Source organism: Pseudomonas sp. NPDC098747 (assembly GCF_044760045.1).
In the GTDB taxonomy this organism is placed as follows: Bacteria; Pseudomonadota; Gammaproteobacteria; order Pseudomonadales; family Pseudomonadaceae; genus Aquipseudomonas.
Genome location: NZ_JBIWAL010000052.1, coordinates 23,112 through 38,743, shown reverse-complemented (window position 1 = coordinate 38,743; position 15,632 = coordinate 23,112). Strand labels below are relative to the sequence as shown.

The 15,632-nt window shown below is 59.6% G+C and carries 13 protein-coding genes; 12 read left to right on the top strand and 1 reads right to left on the bottom strand.

Going from position 1 to position 15,632, the window contains the following annotated elements; genetic code table 11:
• The 12 genes from ACIQVE_RS23880 to ACIQVE_RS23825 all read left to right on the top strand — a co-directional run.
• The coding region (locus ACIQVE_RS23880) for a hypothetical protein (RefSeq protein ID WP_402813017.1) at positions 1-307 on the top strand (307 nt) is incomplete at its 5' end.
• Positions 304-3,243, top strand: a complete 2,940-nt coding sequence (glnE, locus tag ACIQVE_RS23875; protein ID WP_402813014.1) for a bifunctional [glutamate--ammonia ligase]-adenylyl-L-tyrosine phosphorylase/[glutamate--ammonia-ligase] adenylyltransferase — start codon at positions 304-306, stop codon at positions 3,241-3,243. The genes ACIQVE_RS23880 and glnE, both read left to right, overlap by 4 nt.
• Positions 3,244-3,549: 306 nt before the next feature.
• On the top strand, positions 3,550-4,584 hold the full coding sequence (gene waaF, locus ACIQVE_RS23870; RefSeq protein ID WP_402813011.1) for a lipopolysaccharide heptosyltransferase II: 1,035 nt from the start codon (positions 3,550-3,552) through the stop codon (positions 4,582-4,584).
• A gap of 1 nt (position 4,585) precedes the next feature.
• On the top strand, positions 4,586-5,647 hold the full coding sequence (gene waaC, locus ACIQVE_RS23865) for a lipopolysaccharide heptosyltransferase I (RefSeq protein WP_402813007.1): 1,062 nt from the start codon (positions 4,586-4,588) through the stop codon (positions 5,645-5,647).
• Positions 5,647-6,768: a glycosyltransferase family 4 protein gene (locus ACIQVE_RS23860; RefSeq protein WP_402813005.1), complete on the top strand. Its 1,122-nt coding sequence runs from the start codon at positions 5,647-5,649 to the stop codon at positions 6,766-6,768. The genes waaC and ACIQVE_RS23860 overlap by 1 nt, the downstream gene beginning before the upstream one ends.
• A complete protein-coding gene (gene rfaP, locus ACIQVE_RS23855; RefSeq protein ID WP_402813002.1) occupies positions 6,769-7,575 on the top strand; it encodes a lipopolysaccharide core heptose(I) kinase RfaP in 807 nt (268 codons plus the stop codon).
• Positions 7,575-8,309: a lipopolysaccharide kinase InaA family protein gene (locus ACIQVE_RS23850; RefSeq protein WP_402813000.1), complete on the top strand. Its 735-nt coding sequence runs from the start codon at positions 7,575-7,577 to the stop codon at positions 8,307-8,309. The genes rfaP and ACIQVE_RS23850 overlap by 1 nt, the downstream gene beginning before the upstream one ends.
• The gene (locus tag ACIQVE_RS23845) at positions 8,306-9,058 is read left to right on the top strand and encodes a lipopolysaccharide kinase InaA family protein (protein ID WP_402812997.1); all 753 of its coding nucleotides are present in this window, start codon (positions 8,306-8,308) and stop codon (positions 9,056-9,058) included. Before ACIQVE_RS23850 ends, ACIQVE_RS23845 begins: the two co-directional genes overlap by 4 nt.
• Positions 9,058-10,509 (top strand): lipopolysaccharide kinase InaA family protein, encoded by a 1,452-nt coding sequence (locus ACIQVE_RS23840; protein ID WP_402812996.1) that lies wholly within the window; start codon positions 9,058-9,060, stop codon positions 10,507-10,509. Before ACIQVE_RS23845 ends, ACIQVE_RS23840 begins: the two co-directional genes overlap by 1 nt.
• A 253-nt stretch (positions 10,510-10,762) precedes the next feature.
• Entirely contained in the window at positions 10,763-12,517 is a 1,755-nt protein-coding gene (locus ACIQVE_RS23835) for a carbamoyltransferase (protein ID WP_042557331.1), read from the top strand.
• Positions 12,510-13,418, top strand: coding sequence for a glycosyltransferase family 2 protein (locus ACIQVE_RS23830; protein ID WP_402812994.1), 909 nt, complete (start codon positions 12,510-12,512; stop codon positions 13,416-13,418). The genes ACIQVE_RS23835 and ACIQVE_RS23830 overlap by 8 nt, the downstream gene beginning before the upstream one ends.
• Positions 13,419-13,471: 53 nt before the next feature.
• Complete coding sequence (locus ACIQVE_RS23825) at positions 13,472-14,932, top strand: hypothetical protein (protein ID WP_402812992.1); 1,461 nt, start codon at positions 13,472-13,474, stop codon at positions 14,930-14,932.
• A gap of 3 nt (positions 14,933-14,935) precedes the next feature.
• Here ACIQVE_RS23825 and ACIQVE_RS23820 read toward each other — a convergent pair whose 3' ends face one another.
• Positions 14,936-15,589, bottom strand: coding sequence for a lipopolysaccharide kinase InaA family protein (locus ACIQVE_RS23820; RefSeq protein WP_402812989.1), 654 nt, complete (start codon positions 15,587-15,589; stop codon positions 14,936-14,938).
• Positions 15,590-15,632 lie beyond the last annotated feature (43 nt).

Genomic DNA, 15,632 nt, shown 5'->3' with positions numbered 1-15,632 from the left:
TTGGATTTCATACTGTTTGTTCCGGCGGCGTTTAGTTTTAATACTAATATTCAGGAATTTAAGACTTTCTAATGTATATACGAGTAGTAAAACTACAGATGAAAGGCTTGTGGCCTCCGACTACGTTGTGAGAATAATCGTTAAGGTTGGTCGATTGCCATCCGAAAAAGGTGAAAGTTTGATGCTGGCTGCCAAAGAAAAAGAAATTTCAGCTATTTCTAACTTTTGTTCGACAGTCCTTCAGGTAGCGGGTTTTCACCGTTCACTACAAGCGGCCATTTACACGCCGATCAAGGATAGACCATGACCCTGCCCGTACTTGCCGAACTGCCCGCCATTCTCCTGCCGTTGGTCACTCGATCCGAGCAGTCGTTCCGTACGGCCGTCGCCGCGCTGGAAGACGATCATGGCTTCTCGAACTGGACAGCCGAGCGCTGGGCGCAATTTGCCCGCGTTACCGGCGCCAGCGAGTTCGTCATTGAACAGAGCGTTCGTGACCCTTTGATGTTGCTGTCGCTGGTGCAGTCCGGTGAGCTCGAACGGCCGTTTGCACCCGGTGAGCTGTGCGCGCAAATAGCCGCCGCCGTGGAGGCCGCGCAAACCGAAGATGACCTCGGTCGCGTCCTGCGCCGTCAGCGCGCACGCCATCAGGTGCGGATCATCTGGCGTGACCTGACCCGCCAGGCCGATCTGGTGCAGACCTGCCGCGATCTGTCGGACATGGCCGATGCGTCTATCGATCAAGCCTATCAATGGTTGTACAGCCGCCATTGCCAGCAGTTCGGCACGCCGACCGGGCGTCGCAGTGGTTTGGCGCAGCAGATGGTCATCCTCGGCATGGGCAAGCTTGGCGCAGTCGAGTTGAACCTGTCTTCGGATATCGACCTGATTTTCGCCTACCCCGAGGGTGGCGAAACCGTTGGCGTGAAGCGCGCGCTGGATAATCAGGAATTCTTCATCCGCCTCGGCCAGCGACTGATCAAGGCGCTGGACCCGATGACCGTCGACGGCTTCGTGTTCCGCGTCGACATGCGTCTGCGTCCGTACGGTTCATCTGGCGCGCTGGTGCTGAGCTTCAATGCGCTGGAGCAGTATTACCAGGATCAGGGTCGCGACTGGGAACGCTACGCGATGATCAAGGCGCGGGTGGTGGCCGGCGATCAGGTGGCGGGCGCACAGTTGCTCGACATGCTGCGGCCGTTTGTTTACCGGCGTTATCTGGACTTCTCGGCGATCGAAGCGTTGCGCACGATGAAGCAGCTGATTCAGCAGGAAGTCCGCCGCAAAGGCATGGCCGACAACATCAAGCTCGGCTCTGGTGGCATTCGGGAGGTCGAGTTCATCGCTCAGGCCTTTCAATTGATTCACGGCGGGCGCGACCTGAGCCTGCAACAGCGCCCTCTATTAAAGGTGCTGAGCACGCTGGAGGGGCAGGGTTATCTGCCGCCGGCAGTGATCAGCGAGTTGCGCGAGGGTTATGAATTCCTGCGTTATACCGAACACGCGATCCAGGCGATTGCCGACCGCCAGACCCAGATGCTGCCGGACGGCGCTCAGGATCAGGCGCGTATCGCGTTTATGCTCGGGTTTGCCGACTGGGAATCCTTCCACGAAAAACTGATGTTCTGGCGCGGTCGGGTGGCTTGGCACTTCGCGCAGGTGATCGCTGATCCTGATGAGGAAGAGGGCACTGAGAGCGAAGTGGTGGTCGGTGGTGAATGGCTACCGCTGTGGGAAGAGGCGCAGGACGAAGAGGCCGCCTGCCGTCAGTTGGAAGAGGGCGGTTTCAGCGATGCGCCGAAAGCGCTGAAGGCATTGGCAGGGCTGCGCGGCAGTCCGCAACTGCGGGCGATGCAGCGGCTGGGTCGCGAGCGTCTTGATTTGTTCATCCCGCGGCTGATCGCCCAAGCGGTTGAGCATGACAACCCGGATCTGGTGCTTGAGCGTGTGCTGCCGCTGGTTGAGGCGGTTGCGCGGCGCTCTGCCTATTTGGTGTTGCTGACGGAAAACCCCGGTGCACTGCGCCGCTTGCTGACGCTGTGCGCGGCGAGCCCGTGGATTGCAGAGCAGATCACTCGCTTTCCGCTGCTGCTCGACGAATTGCTCAACGAGGGGCGCTTGTTCAAGCCGCCTCTGGCGCCGGAACTTGCCGCTGAATTGCGCGAGCGTCTGACGCGGATTCCCGAAGACGACCTCGAGCAACAGATGGAAGCCCTGCGCCATTTCAAACTGGCGCACCGCTTGCGCGTCGCCGCATCGGAAATCGCCGGCAGCCTGCCGCTGATGAAAGTCAGCGATTATCTGACGTGGCTAGCCGAGGCGATTCTCGCGCAAGTGCTGGCGCTGGCCTGGCGCCAGACCGTGGCCAAGTACGGCACGCCGTTGCGTACCGACGGCACGTTGTGCGATCCCGGTTTCATCATTGTCGGTTATGGCAAAGTCGGTGGCCTGGAGTTGGGGCATGGTTCGGACCTGGATCTGGTGTTCATCCACGACGGCGATCCACAGGCCGAAACAGACGGCGCGAAACCGATCGATGGCGCGCAGTTCTTCACTCGACTGGGGCAACGGATCATTCATTTGCTGACGGCGCAAACCAACTCCGGCCAGCTCTATGAAGTGGATATGCGTTTGCGCCCGTCGGGTGCTTCGGGGCTGTTGGTGAGTTCGCTCGGCGCCTTCGCCCGCTATCAAGAAAACGAAGCATGGACGTGGGAGCATCAGGCTCTGGTGCGCGCGCGGGTGCTGGTCGGCAGTCAGGATGTGGGTCAGGCGTTCGAGAGCGTTCGTGCGCAGGTATTGGGCAAGGCGCGGGATCTGGCCAAGCTGCAACAGGAAGTCAGCGAGATGCGCGCGAAGATGCGTGGCAACCTCGGCAGCAAGAGCACTGCGGCCGGTACAGCGGCAAATGCCTTCGAGGCCACGGCGCCGTTCGACCTCAAGCAGGACGCCGGAGGTATCGTCGATATTGAATTTATGGTGCAATACGCGGCTCTGGCGTGGTCGCAAAGCCACCCGCCACTGCTGCGCTGGACCGATAACATCCGCATTCTGGAAGAGCTGGAACACGAAGGGCTGATGCCTGCCGAAGATGCCAGTCTGTTGCGTGAGGCCTATAAAGCCTACCGCTCCGCCGCCCACCGGCAGGCCTTGCAGAAGGACGCCGGGGTGATTGCAGGCGACCAGTTTGCCGAAGAACGACGGCAGGTTTTGCGGATATGGCGTGAGCTGGGGCTAAGCTGAATTCGGTTTATGCAGCACCCAATATCCTGTGGGAGCGAGCTTGCTCGCGAAGACGGAGTGTCAGATGACACGGATGTCGGATGTGATGGCCCTTCGTGAGCAAGCTCGCTCCCACAGTGGATCTGCAGTGAATGTAGAGTTGGGGCAAGACGAACAAACCATGTGGGAGCGAGCTTGCTCGCGATAGCGGAGTAACAGTCGACAGAAATGTTGAAGGTAATGACCCATCGCAAGCCGCCTGTGTTCCCACAGTGATTCTCGAGGCGGGGAGGCGTAATGCCTCCCCGGTTCGTTTTTGGAAACCACATGAATATTCTGATCGTTGGGCCCAGTTGGGTCGGTGACATGGTGATGGCGCAGACACTGTTTCAGTGTCTCAAGCAACGCCACCCGCAATGCGAAATCGACGTGCTGGCCCCCGAGTGGAGCCGGCCGATCCTTGAGCGCATGCCTGAAGTGCGCAAGGCCTTGAGCTTTCCGCTCGGCCACGGCGCGCTTGAATTGGCGACCCGTCGACGGATCGGCAAATCCCTGCGTGGCCAGTACGATCAGGCGATCCTGCTGCCCAACTCACTGAAATCGGCGCTGGTGCCGTTCTTTGCCGGCATCGCGAAACGTACCGGCTGGCGCGGTGAGTTCCGCTACGGCCTGCTCAACGACGTGCGCGCCCTCGATAAAGAGCGTTATCCGCTGATGATCGAGCGTTTCATGGCCCTGGCCTATGAACCGAATACTGAACTGCCGAAACCGTATCCACGCCCAAGCCTGCAAATCGACCCGGTCACCCGCGAAGCGGCGCTGGCCAAGTTTGGCTTGAGCCTCGACCGCCCGGTGTTGGCCCTGTGCCCCGGCGCCGAGTTCGGCGAATCCAAACGCTGGCCATCCGAGCACTACGCCAAAGTCGCCGAAGCGCGGATTCGCGAAGGCTGGCAGGTGTGGCTGTTCGGCTCGAAAAACGATCACGCGGTCGGCGAAGATATTCGCGCGCGGCTGATTCCTGGCCTGCGTGAAGAGTCGGTCAATCTCAGCGGTGGCACCTCGTTGGCCGAAGCCATCGACCTGCTGTCCTGCGCCGACGCGGTAGTGTCCAACGACTCCGGCCTGATGCACGTCGCCGCCGCGCTGAACCGCCCGTTGGTGGCGGTTTACGGCTCGACCTCCCCGGGCTTTACCCCGCCGCTGGCCGAACACGTCGAAATCGTCCGTCTGGGCCTCGATTGCAGCCCGTGCTTCGACCGGACCTGCCGTTTCGGCCATTACAACTGCCTGCGCCAGCTGATGCCGGACGCGGTCAACGATGCCTTGCAGAAGTTGCAGGGCTCCGTGGTCGAGGTTCATTAAGTTGCGGGTATTGCTGATCAAGACTTCATCGCTGGGCGACGTGATTCACGCGTTGCCGGCGCTGACCGACGCGGCCCGGGCCATCCCCGGAATCAAATTCGACTGGGTGGTGGAAGAAGGCTTCGCCGAGATTCCGACCTGGCACCCGGCCGTTGGCAAAGTGATTCCGGTGGCGATCCGTCGCTGGCGCAAAAGTATCTGGAAAACCATCACCAGCGGCGAGTGGAAGCGCTTCAAGCAAGCCGTTCGCGCGCAGAAATATGACTTGGTGATCGACGCTCAAGGCCTGCTGAAAAGCGCCTGGCTGACCCGTTACGTCAAAGCCCCGGTGGCCGGTCTCGATAAAGGCTCGGCCCGTGAGCCGATGGCCGCGCGATTCTATGATCGCAAGCTGGCCGTGGCTCGCGGTCAACATGCCGTCGAGCGCGTGCGTCAGTTGTTCGCCATCGCTCTCGGTTATGACCTGCCCAAAGGCTTGGGCGATTACGGCCTCAACGTCGAGCGTCTGGTCGAGCTGCCGCGCAAGAACGCCTTCGTGGTGTTCCTCCACGGCACCACGTGGGACACCAAACATTGGCCGGAAGCTTACTGGCGCGAGCTGACCGAACGTGTCGGCTATCTTGGCGTCGGCGTGAAACTGCCATGGGGCAACCCACTGGAAAAGGCCCGCGCCGAACGCATCGCCGCCGGTTTCAAACACGCCGAAGTCTTGCCGAAGCTGAATCTGGCCGGTGTCGGCAAAGTCCTCGCCGGCGCACAAGCCTGCGTGGCGGTAGACACCGGTCTCGGCCACTTGGCGGCGGCGCTGGACGTGCCGACCCTCTCGCTGTTCGGCCCGACCAACCCGGGCCTGACCGGCGCCTACGGCAAGTTGCAGATTCACATGGCCAGCGACTTCCCGTGCGCGCCGTGCCTGCAAAAGAAATGTACGTATCAACCGACCGCGCAGGATGCCAGTCAGTTTGACCTGAAGCGTGAACAGCCTCTGTGCTTCACGCGTCTGAACCCCGAGCGTGTCGCCAGCCGACTGAGCACGTTGTTAATGGCTGAGGAGCTGCGCTGATGCAATTGGCATTCGTCCTGTACAAATATTTCCCGTTCGGTGGCTTGCAGCGCGACTTCATGCGCATCGCCCTCGAATGCCAGAAACGCGGCCATCAGATCCGCGTCTACACGCTGATCTGGGAAGGCGACGTGCCGCCCGGTTTCGAAGTGCTGGTGGCGCCGGTCAAGGCGTTCTTCAATCACCGCCGCAACGAAAAGCTTACCGCGTGGATGGAGGCCGATCTGGCCAAGCGCCCGGTGGATCGCCTGATCGGTTTCAACAAAATGCCGGGTCTGGACGTGTATTACGCCGCCGATGGCTGCTTCGAAGACAAGGCGCAGAACCTGCGCAATTCGCTGTACCGTCGCTGGGGCCGCTATCGTCACTTCGCCGAGTACGAGCGCGCGGTGTTCGCCAACGAGGCGAAAACCGAAGTTCTGATGATTTCCGAAGTGCAGCAGCCGCTGTTCATCAAGCATTACGACACGCCGCTCGAGCGCTTCCATTTGCTGCCGCCGGGCATTGCCCAGGATCGTCGGCGTCCGGCGGATGGCGATGAGATTCGCGCCGCGTTCCGAGCTGAATTCAAGCTCAAGGACGACGAACTGCTGCTGGTGCAAATCGGCTCCGGGTTCAAGACCAAAGGCGTCGATCGCAGTCTGAAAGCCCTGGCCGCATTGCCCGCCGAACTGAAAAAACGCACCCGGCTGTTTGTAATCGGCCAGGATGACCCCAAATTGTTCCAGATGCAGAGCGCCACTTTGGGCCTGGGCGACAACGTGACGTTCCTCAAGGGCCGCAGCGATATTCCGCGGTTCCTGCTCGGCGCCGATCTGTTGATCCACCCGGCGTACAACGAAAATACCGGTACAGTGCTGCTCGAAGCGCTGGTCGCAGGCTTGCCGGTGCTGGTCAGCGCGGTGTGCGGTTACGCCCACTACATTGCCGAGGCGGATGCCGGGCGAGTGCTGGACGAACCGTTCGATCAGGCGCAACTGACGCGCTACCTGACCGATATGTTGAACGACGACGCTGCACGCGCGGCCTGGAGCCGCAATGGTCTGGCGTTCGCCGAAACGGCCGACCTTTACAGCATGCCGCAACACGCGGCGGATGTGATTCTGGCGGAGCACGCTTAAATGAAGTTGATGCTGGCTGAACCGTTCAAGAGCCTCTGGGCCGGACGCGATCCGTTCGCCGAAGTCGAGGGCTTGGAAGGCGAGGTGTACCGCGAGCTCGAAGCGCGCCGGACCCTGCGCACCGAAGTCGATGGCCATGGATTTTTTGTGAAGATCCATCGTGGCATCGGCTGGGGCGAGATCTTCAAGAACCTGCTGACCGCCAAGCTGCCGGTACTCGGCGCGGGGCAGGAATGGAAAGCCATTCAGCGCTTGCAGGAAGTCGGCGTGCCGACCATGACCGCCGTGGCGTATGGCGAAAAGGGCAGCAACCCGGCGGATCAGCATTCGTTCATCGTCACCGAAGAGCTGGCGCCGACCATCAGTCTCGAAGATTTCAGCATCGACTGGGTCAAGCAGCCGCCGCAGCCGAAACTCAAGCACGCACTGATTGCCGAAGTGGCGCGCATGACCGGCATGATGCACCGCGCGGGCGTCAATCACCGCGACTGCTACATCTGCCACTTCCTGTTGCACACCGACAAACCGGTGACGGCGGATGATTTCAAACTCTCGGTGATCGACCTGCATCGCGCCCAGACCCGCGCCAAAATCACTCAGCGCTGGCGCAACAAGGATCTGGCGGCGCTGTACTTTTCCGCTCTGGACGTCGGCCTGACCCGTCGCGACAAGCTGCGATTTCTCCAGGGTTATTTCCAGCAGCCGCTACGGCAAATTCTGGCTGAAGAAGCGCCGCTGCTGAACTGGCTGGAAGGCAAAGCCAGCAAGCTCTATGCGCGTAAACAGCGTTACGGGGATGCACTCTGATGGCGGGTTGGACTCTTGAACCGCCGTACCGCGATCTGGCCGAGGATTTTGGCAGCCTCGACGCGGTGTTCGCCCTGCAGGGCGAGCGGCTTACCCGCGATCCGCTGTCTGAAGTGGTTCGCGTGCAGCGCAACGGCGTCAACTATTACGTCAAACGCTACGTCGGCGCCGGCAAAGGCCTGCGCCGCTACCTGGGCAAACCGCGGGTAAAGATGGAATGGCAGAACCTCAAGCGGTTCGCCAAGTGGGGAATTCCCACCGCTGAAGTGGTGGCGTGGGGGCTGGAGCGACGCGGCGCGGCTTACGACCGTGGTGCGATGATCACCCGCGAACTGCCCAATACCGAAGACCTCGCGGCACTCGCCGAGCGCAAGGACCCCAAGCTCAAGGATCACGCCTGGGTCGACGCCGTCAGCCAACAATTGGCCGGTTATACACGGACGATGCATGATCACCGTTTTACTCATAACGACCTGAAGTGGCGCAACCTGTTGATTGATGACCAGGCGCGCATATTTCTTATTGATTGCCCCAATGGCGAGTTCTGGCGCGGCTTCTGGCTCAAGTATCGGATCACCAAGGATCTGGCCTGTCTCGACAAGCTTGCCAAATATCACCTGTCCAATACCCAACGCCTGCGCTTTTATATGCAATACCGCCAGTGCGATCGGCTGGATGCTGCCGACAAGAAACGGATTCGGCACGTGGTGAGATTTTTCGAGGGACGCGAATGACTGATTTTCTGGCCGATGAAGACCGTGTACTGCTTGAGCGTCACGGCCTAGGCACTTTTGACGCCCTTTGGGCCAAACAACTTGAAGCGGTGGACGAGCCCAATACCGCCCGTGGCGGTTGGAGCAGCGTGTTCCGTCTGGATCTGGAAGGTCAGGGTTTCTACCTCAAGCGCCAGAGCAATTACCTGACCCGCACCTTGCATGCGCCGTTCGGCGAGCCAAGCTTTGCCCGCGAGTTTCGCAATATCAGCCGCTACCGCAAGCTCGGCATTCCGGCGCTGCAAGCGGCGTTTTTCGGTGAGCGCAAAGTCGCTGGCGAAGTGCGGGCGATCCTGCTGACACGGGCGCTGGATGGCTGGAGTGATCTGGAATCACTACTGGATCGCTGGTCACAGCTCAGTGCTGAGCAGCATTCGGCCATCCTCAAGGCCTGCGGGCTGCTGGCGCGGCAGCTACACGGCGTGCGTCAGGTACATGGCTGTTTCTACCCCAAACACATTTTTCTTCAGGCCTGCGGAGACGGGTATCGGGCGCAACTGATCGACCTGGAAAAAACCCGCCCGTTGTTGTTCGGCATGCGTGACCGGATCAAGGATCTGGAGCCGCTGCAGCGCCGCGCACCGGAGTGGAGTGAGGCGCAACTGCGCGAATTGCTGGCGACCTATCTCGATCAGCCAACCGATAGTTCGTTGCTCGACAGTTGGCTCGCCCGTCTGACCGCGCGCCGCAGTCACAAGGAGACTCGCTGATGCAATTGTCCGAGCTGGCCGGTGTCGGGCGTACCCCGCAACTGCCGCTGACAGTCACCCTGGCCGATGCGGCTGGTACTGCGGATTTGCAGTTGCTGAGTCTGCTGCGCGTGTTGCCCGGGCAACGTTACGTCGGTGCCGGCGTCTGGCGTGGTCGTCCGGTATTGGCCAAATTGCTGGTCGGCAGCAAGGCCGCGCGACATTTTCAGCGTGAGCTTGAAGGCGTGCGATTGCTGGCCGCACAAGGCCTGACGACACCGTTGCTGCTGGCCGATGGCCTGAAAAACGGTGAGGGTGGCTGGCTGCTGTTCGACTTCCTCGAAGGCGCCGAAAGCCTTGGCGATGCCTGGGCGAAAGTCGAGGCGCTGCCGCTGCTGGCGGATGAACAAAGCGCGGTGCTGGCCGAGGCGCTCGGCGCCATTGGCCAGTTGCATGGCAAAGGGCTTTGGCAGGAAGACCTGCACCTGGACAATCTGTTGCGTCACGGCGGTCAGTTGTACTTGATCGACGGGGCAGGCATTTGCGTGGAAACCGCCGGTCAGCCGTTGTCGCGGCAAAAAGTCCTGGAAAATCTCGGCGTGTTTTTTGCCCAGTTGCCCAAGGCGCTGGAGCCGTTCACCGAAGAGCTGCTGGTGTATTACCTGCTGAGCAACAGTGAGCACGCTTTGCCGCTGGAGGCGTTGCAGAAACAGATCGACAAGGTGCGCCGCTGGCGCCTGAAGGATTACCTGATCAAGGTCGGCCGTGAATGCACGCTGTTCAGCGTCCGTCGCGGTGCGTTTGGCCTGCGGGCGATCCGTCGCGAGGAAGAGGCGGCCATGGTTCCGGTGCTTGAGCAAGCGGATGCGCTGCTTGAGCGCGGCCATCTCTACAAGACCGGCGGCGCGGCAAGCGTCGGCAAGGTCGAAGTGGGCGCGCGCCAATTGGTGATCAAGCGCTACAACATCAAGGGTTTTGCGCATTGGCTCAAGCGGTTCTGGCGTCCAAGCCGCGCCTGGCATTCGTGGCGCGAAGGCAATCGTTTGGCGTTTCTCGGGATTGCCACGCCAAAGCCGCTGGCAGTGCTGGAAAAGCGCTTCCTGTGGCTGCGCAGTCGCGCCTATCTAGTGACCGAGTTTTTACCGGGGCCGGACATCATCGAGCGCTTTGCGCCGTACGTTGAGAGTGGCGAAGCACCAGAGTCGGAGTTGCTGGCACTGGATCGCTTGTTCGCTCGATTGATTGCCGAGCGCATCAGTCATGGCGATTTCAAGGGTCACAACCTGTTCTGGCATAACGACCGCTGGGCACTCATCGATCTTGACTCGATGTGTCAGCACGGTTCGCCGGGCAGCTTTGCCCCGGCCTATGCGCGGGACCGGGCACGGTTCATGCGCAACTGGCCAGAGAGCAGTGCGCTGTATCGAGTGATTGATCAGCGGTTGCCCAAAGATATCTCCAGTGTTGTCTGAGACAGGCTAGAGAAACAGGTGCTTTTTTCTTAGGGCCTAGCGCGACCGCTTCGAACATTTAGACGCAAGGGTGGTTATTGAGCCGACGGACAAGGAATATGCAAACCATTCGCCCGTGGGCAATTCGCACAGGGTAATTCCCGTCACGTTTACGCTATAATCCCGCCCTTTAGCTGTCTCTCGCCCTTTGCGAGGACACATCAATTTACAAGGCGCATCGCGCCTGCACGCAGACTAAAGAGGCTAGACCCCTGTGGCATTGACGATTCTTGGCCTGTCCGGCGCCCTTAGCCACGATCCTTCAGCAGCCTTGTACATCGACGGCAAGCTGGTGGCGGCGGCTGAAGAAGAGCGCTTCGTACGCGATAAGCATGCAAAGAACCGCATGCCCTACGAATCGGCGAAGTTCTGTCTTGAACAGGCCGGCATCAAGCCGTCCGATGTCGACGTAGTGGCGATCCCTTTCGCGCCGATCAGCCTGTTCGGCAAGGCGCGCTGGCACTATGCCAAGCGCTACTGGTACGCCCCAGACCGTGCGCTTGATGCGATCCTGATGGGTAATCGCCGCTACAAGCGCTATCGCAACAAGATCGTCTGGTGTCTGGAACAGCTGGGTTTTGATCCGAAAAAGATCAAGATCGAACCGGTTGAACACCATTTGGCCCACGCCTCCAGCGCTTACCATTGCTCCGGTTTCAAAGAGAAAACCGCGATCCTCGGTATCGACGGCAAAGGTGAGTACGCGACGACTTTCTTCGGTTACGGCGAAAACGGCAAGATCCACAAGATCAAAGAATTCTTCGATCCGGACTCCCTTGGCGGCCTGTACGGCGCAATCACCGAGTTCCTCGGTTTCGAGATGCTCGACGGTGAGTTCAAGGTCATGGGCATGGCGCCCTACGGCGACGCCAGCAAGTACGATTTCTCGCGTCTGGCTTCGTTCGAAAATGGCGAGTTGGTTATCAATACCGACTATGCCAACGTCATCGGTCTGCGTCGTTACAAAGAGAAGGGCAAAGGCTTCTACTTCTCGCCGAAGCTGATCGAATGGCTGGGCCCGAAACGCGAAGGCGATATCGCTGACGAACCGTACATCCACTACGCCGCGAGCATGCAAGCGCTGTTCGAAAAACTGGCGTTGCAGATGATCGACCACTACCTGGGCGACGTGCTCAAGGAAACCGGCAAACTGGCTTTCGCCGGCGGCTGTGCGTTGAACGTCAAGCTCAACCAAAAAATCATCGCCCGCGATGACATCAAGGAACTGTTCGTGCAACCGGCGTCCGGCGATGCCGGCACCGCGGTCGGCGCAGCAGCCTATGTATCCCACGCCCGTGGCGTACCGGTCGAGAAGATGGAACACGTCTACCTCGGCCCGTCGTACAGCAACGAAGATGTGATCGCCGCGTGTGCCCGTCACGAGAGCAAGCCTGTCTGGCGCAAGCTCGACAACATGCCGGAGCAGATCGCCAAAATCATGGTCGACGGCAACCCGGTGGCTTGGTTCCAAGGCCGCATGGAGTTCGGTCCGCGCGCACTGGGCGGTCGTTCGATCATTGGCTGCCCAAGCGTGGCTGGTGTGGCCGACCGAATCAACCATCAGATCAAGTTCCGCGAGCGCTGGAGGCCTTTCTGCCCGTCGATGCTCGACACCGTCGCCCCTCAGATGATCAAGATCGATCACCCGGCGCCGTTCATGACGTTCACCTTTGAAGTGTCCGAAGAGTGGAAGACCCGTGTGCCGGAAGTTGTCCACGAAGATGGCACGTCTCGGGCCCAAGTGCTCAAGCGCGAATACAATCCGCGCTACTATGACATGATGAAAGCGCTGGAAAACCTGACCGGTAACGGCGTGTCGCTGAACACCTCGCTCAACCGTCGTGGCGAACCGATGATCTGTTCGCCGACCGACGCGCTGAACATGTTCTTCGGCTCGGATCTGGAATACCTGATCATGGAAGATATTCTGGTCGTTAAAGAGGGTGTGAAAGGATACGCAATTGACTGAAACACTGATTAGCGTCGTGATCCCCGTTTACAACTACTCGCGAACCCTGCCCCGCGCAGTGGAGTCGGTGTTGGCGCAGTTGGATGAAGCGACGGCGGATCTATTGGTCATCGACGATGGGTCGACGGACGAGACGCCTGAGGTGGTGGAATCGCTATTGCTCAAGCATGGCGGGCGTTTTCGCGCGCTGCGCAAAAGCAATGGCGGGTTGTCTACGGTGCGCAATCGGGGGCTTGAAGAAACGACCGGGAGATATCTGGTTTTTCTCGATTCCGACGACGAAATGGCACCCGGCGCACTGGCCGCGCTTTCGCAACATATTGCCAGCAACCCGCAAACTCTGATGATCATTGGCGCACACTGGTCGGTATTTGCTGACGGCAGGCGCAGCTTGCAGCCTGCCAAGCCTTTGCCGTTGACGCCTCGGCAGCGTTTGCAGGGTTACCTGCTGGACAAAACCGTATCGATATCCAACGGCGCCTGCGCAATGCATCGCGATGTATTCGTTCCCGGTAATTACCCGGAACAGCTGCGTAACGTTGAGGATCTGCCGGTGTTTGCCCAAGTGTTGGCGCGTTACCCTTGCACGGTCCTGGACAAGCCTTTGGCACTTATCTACAAGCACGCTGACAGCATGCGCCATGATTTGCGCCAAAGTCTTGCTGCCGGTACGGAGCAGGTAGTGAGTGAAGTGTTCTCCAGTCGACGCATGCCAGCGGAGATGCAGGATCTGCGTCAGGCCTTTCTGGCGCAACGCTGCCTGTCCCTGTTTCGCGATTGTTACTCCCACGGCGAATACGCGTTGGCCAGGGGCTTCTATTTTCAGGCCTTGCGTGCCGACTGGCGTACGTTTTCGCGCTGGTCTTACACCCGCAAGGCTTTGCGGTCTTTGTTTCGGTAATCGGTTCGCGTAACAGGCGCGTGCAGTGTAACGAGTGTCGTTGAGGTGGCTGGGTGAAAGGTACGAGCGGTAAAGTGGTAACTCGAGTCTGCGCAGTCATCGACGAATACCCGGTATGGCTGGCATTTCTGGGCAGTATGCTGTTATCGCTGATAGCGGTCATGGGTACCGCGACAGTAGGGCGCGATGCCGCGCTTTACATCGATATCGCACAACAAGTCACCGAACATGGCCCCAATGTCGCTTGGGCCACTTTTGACTGGCCGTGGTTTTCCCTTCTGCTTGCCGCTACCCATTCGATCCTGCGGTTGCCATTGGAACTGAGCGCCTACCTCTGGTGTGGCCTCTTTTTTGCTGGCACCAGCGCGTTGATGGTGGACTGCGTACGTCAGCGTTCACCGGATATCACTCGCTGGGCCTGCCTGGTAGTGCTGGCAATGCCGGCGGTCAATGCCTTTCGAAATGACATCATTCGTGAATGCGGTTTCTGGTTTTTCTGCACGCTGACGCTGTGGCTCGCGTTGCGCTGGCAGGCGTGTGGAGGCTGGTTGCGTGCGGCGTTAATCCATCTGGCCATTGTCGCGGCAGCCTTGTTCCGGCTGGAGGCGCTGTTGTTGATACCGGCGTTGGCGCTGTGGCAATTGCCCAACCTGTGGTCTTCGAACCGACGCCTTTCGTTCTTTCAGTTTTCGTTGTTGCCGGTTCTCGGGTTGCTGGTCGTCTCAGTGACAGGCGTGCTCATGTCGGCGCGCCTGGTGATATATCTGGACATGATTGCGCCCCACAGTGTGTTCGCCTCGTTCCAGATGCTCTGCGATCAGTTCGCTAATTCACTCATCAACAAGTATTCCCAGGATGAAGCTGGCCGGATCATTTTCTTCGGCATCCTCGCGACCATGACGATTACTTTCGTCAAGTTGATGGGGCCTTTCGCCGTCCCGTTCATTTTGCGTCGCAACTGGGGCGTGTTGGGCATCTACTGGCGCGACTATCGTCCCTTCGCCTGGGTGGCGTTGCTCTACCTGGTGGTACTGGTACTGTTTTTCATCAAGCAGCAGTTCATGAACGCGCGCTATGTGAGCTTTCTGAATCTGTTGTTTGTGCCTGTGCTGGCGATGGGGCTGGCAGCGTTTGCTCGCGAATTTCCGCGGTTGGGCAAGGGGCTGGTGGTGCTGGCGCTGCTGGTGATGCTGTCGAACGTCATCTCCACTGGGGCCGGGAAAACTCACTACGTCGAGGCGGGCCGCTGGATGTCCTCCCATGTCGAACCAGACGCGCCGACTTACTTCACGGATGGGCGGATCAGCTATTACGCGGGTCGCGGCTACGTGTTGCCAGTCCTGACCCAGGAAGAGGCAATATCGCCAGCGCATGCTGGCGACTACCGCTATTTCGTGATCGAGGCGAAAGGTGACGAGCCATGGCTGAATGAGTGGCTGGCAGCACACAAGCTGCGCATCCTCGAGCATTTCGCCAATCGTAAGGGCGCGACCGTTGTGGTGATTGGTCGCTAGGGATCAAGCGAGCAGTGGGCGCAGGCGCGAGATCAGTGGCGCTTGCCGGTTGCTCGGCAGGGCCTGTCGGTAACCTTCGATAAAGGTGTCGCCGGCGTCCTGGCCCAGCAACCATTGCCGATCTTCCTTGTAGCGCAGCAAATGAGCGAAATTGCGCAGGCGTTTGCTGTCGCTGAGCGAGCGCTTCTGGCAGCGCAGGTCGGCGATGTCGATCAGGCCCAGATGGTTGTCGGGGGTCAGCACCACGTTGCCGAAGTGCAGCGATCGAAAGTACACACCCTTCTCGTGCAATTGAGCAAAGTAGGCGCCCAGTTGGAATCTCAGTGAGTCAGTCTCTTCGCTGGTGCCTTGTAACTGGCGCACGGTATTGCCCGCCAGCGGGCTGTAATACACGCCGTCACGCTTGATGCTCGGGATGCGATACACCGCGATGACTTTGGGGCAAAGGATGCCGCGTTGTTCAAGCGCCCGGGTGTTGTCGGCAAAGCGTTGCGCGTAGGGGTAGAACAGCGCAGAACTGAGCAGCCGTTTGCGACGGAACAGTTTGAGCATGCGTCCATCGGCCAATCTGAGCACCTTGTCGCCGGAGCCGTCGGCTTCCAGTACGTGTGCACCTTCGCGCAGTGCCTCGTAAGTGCTGTGATCAATCGATTGCATATCTGGCTCCCATCATTAGCGGCGTATCTTAACCGACTTGCTC

What these genes read in the sequence shown, in the direction of transcription:
- glnE (WP_402813014.1), top strand. Translation starts at nt 304, where the DNA reads ATGACCCTGCCCGTACTTGCCGAACTGCCCGCCATTCTCCTGCCGTTG.
- waaF (WP_402813011.1), top strand. Translation starts at nt 3,550, where the DNA reads ATGAATATTCTGATCGTTGGGCCCAGTTGGGTCGGTGACATGGTGATG.
- ACIQVE_RS23860 (WP_402813005.1), top strand. Translation starts at nt 5,647, where the DNA reads ATGCAATTGGCATTCGTCCTGTACAAATATTTCCCGTTCGGTGGCTTG.
- rfaP (WP_402813002.1), top strand. Translation starts at nt 6,769, where the DNA reads ATGAAGTTGATGCTGGCTGAACCGTTCAAGAGCCTCTGGGCCGGACGC.
- ACIQVE_RS23850 (WP_402813000.1), top strand. Translation starts at nt 7,575, where the DNA reads ATGGCGGGTTGGACTCTTGAACCGCCGTACCGCGATCTGGCCGAGGAT.
- ACIQVE_RS23845 (WP_402812997.1), top strand. Translation starts at nt 8,306, where the DNA reads ATGACTGATTTTCTGGCCGATGAAGACCGTGTACTGCTTGAGCGTCAC.
- ACIQVE_RS23840 (WP_402812996.1), top strand. Translation starts at nt 9,058, where the DNA reads ATGCAATTGTCCGAGCTGGCCGGTGTCGGGCGTACCCCGCAACTGCCG.
- ACIQVE_RS23820 (WP_402812989.1), bottom strand. Translation starts at nt 15,589, where the DNA reads ATGCAATCGATTGATCACAGCACTTACGAGGCACTGCGCGAAGGTGCA.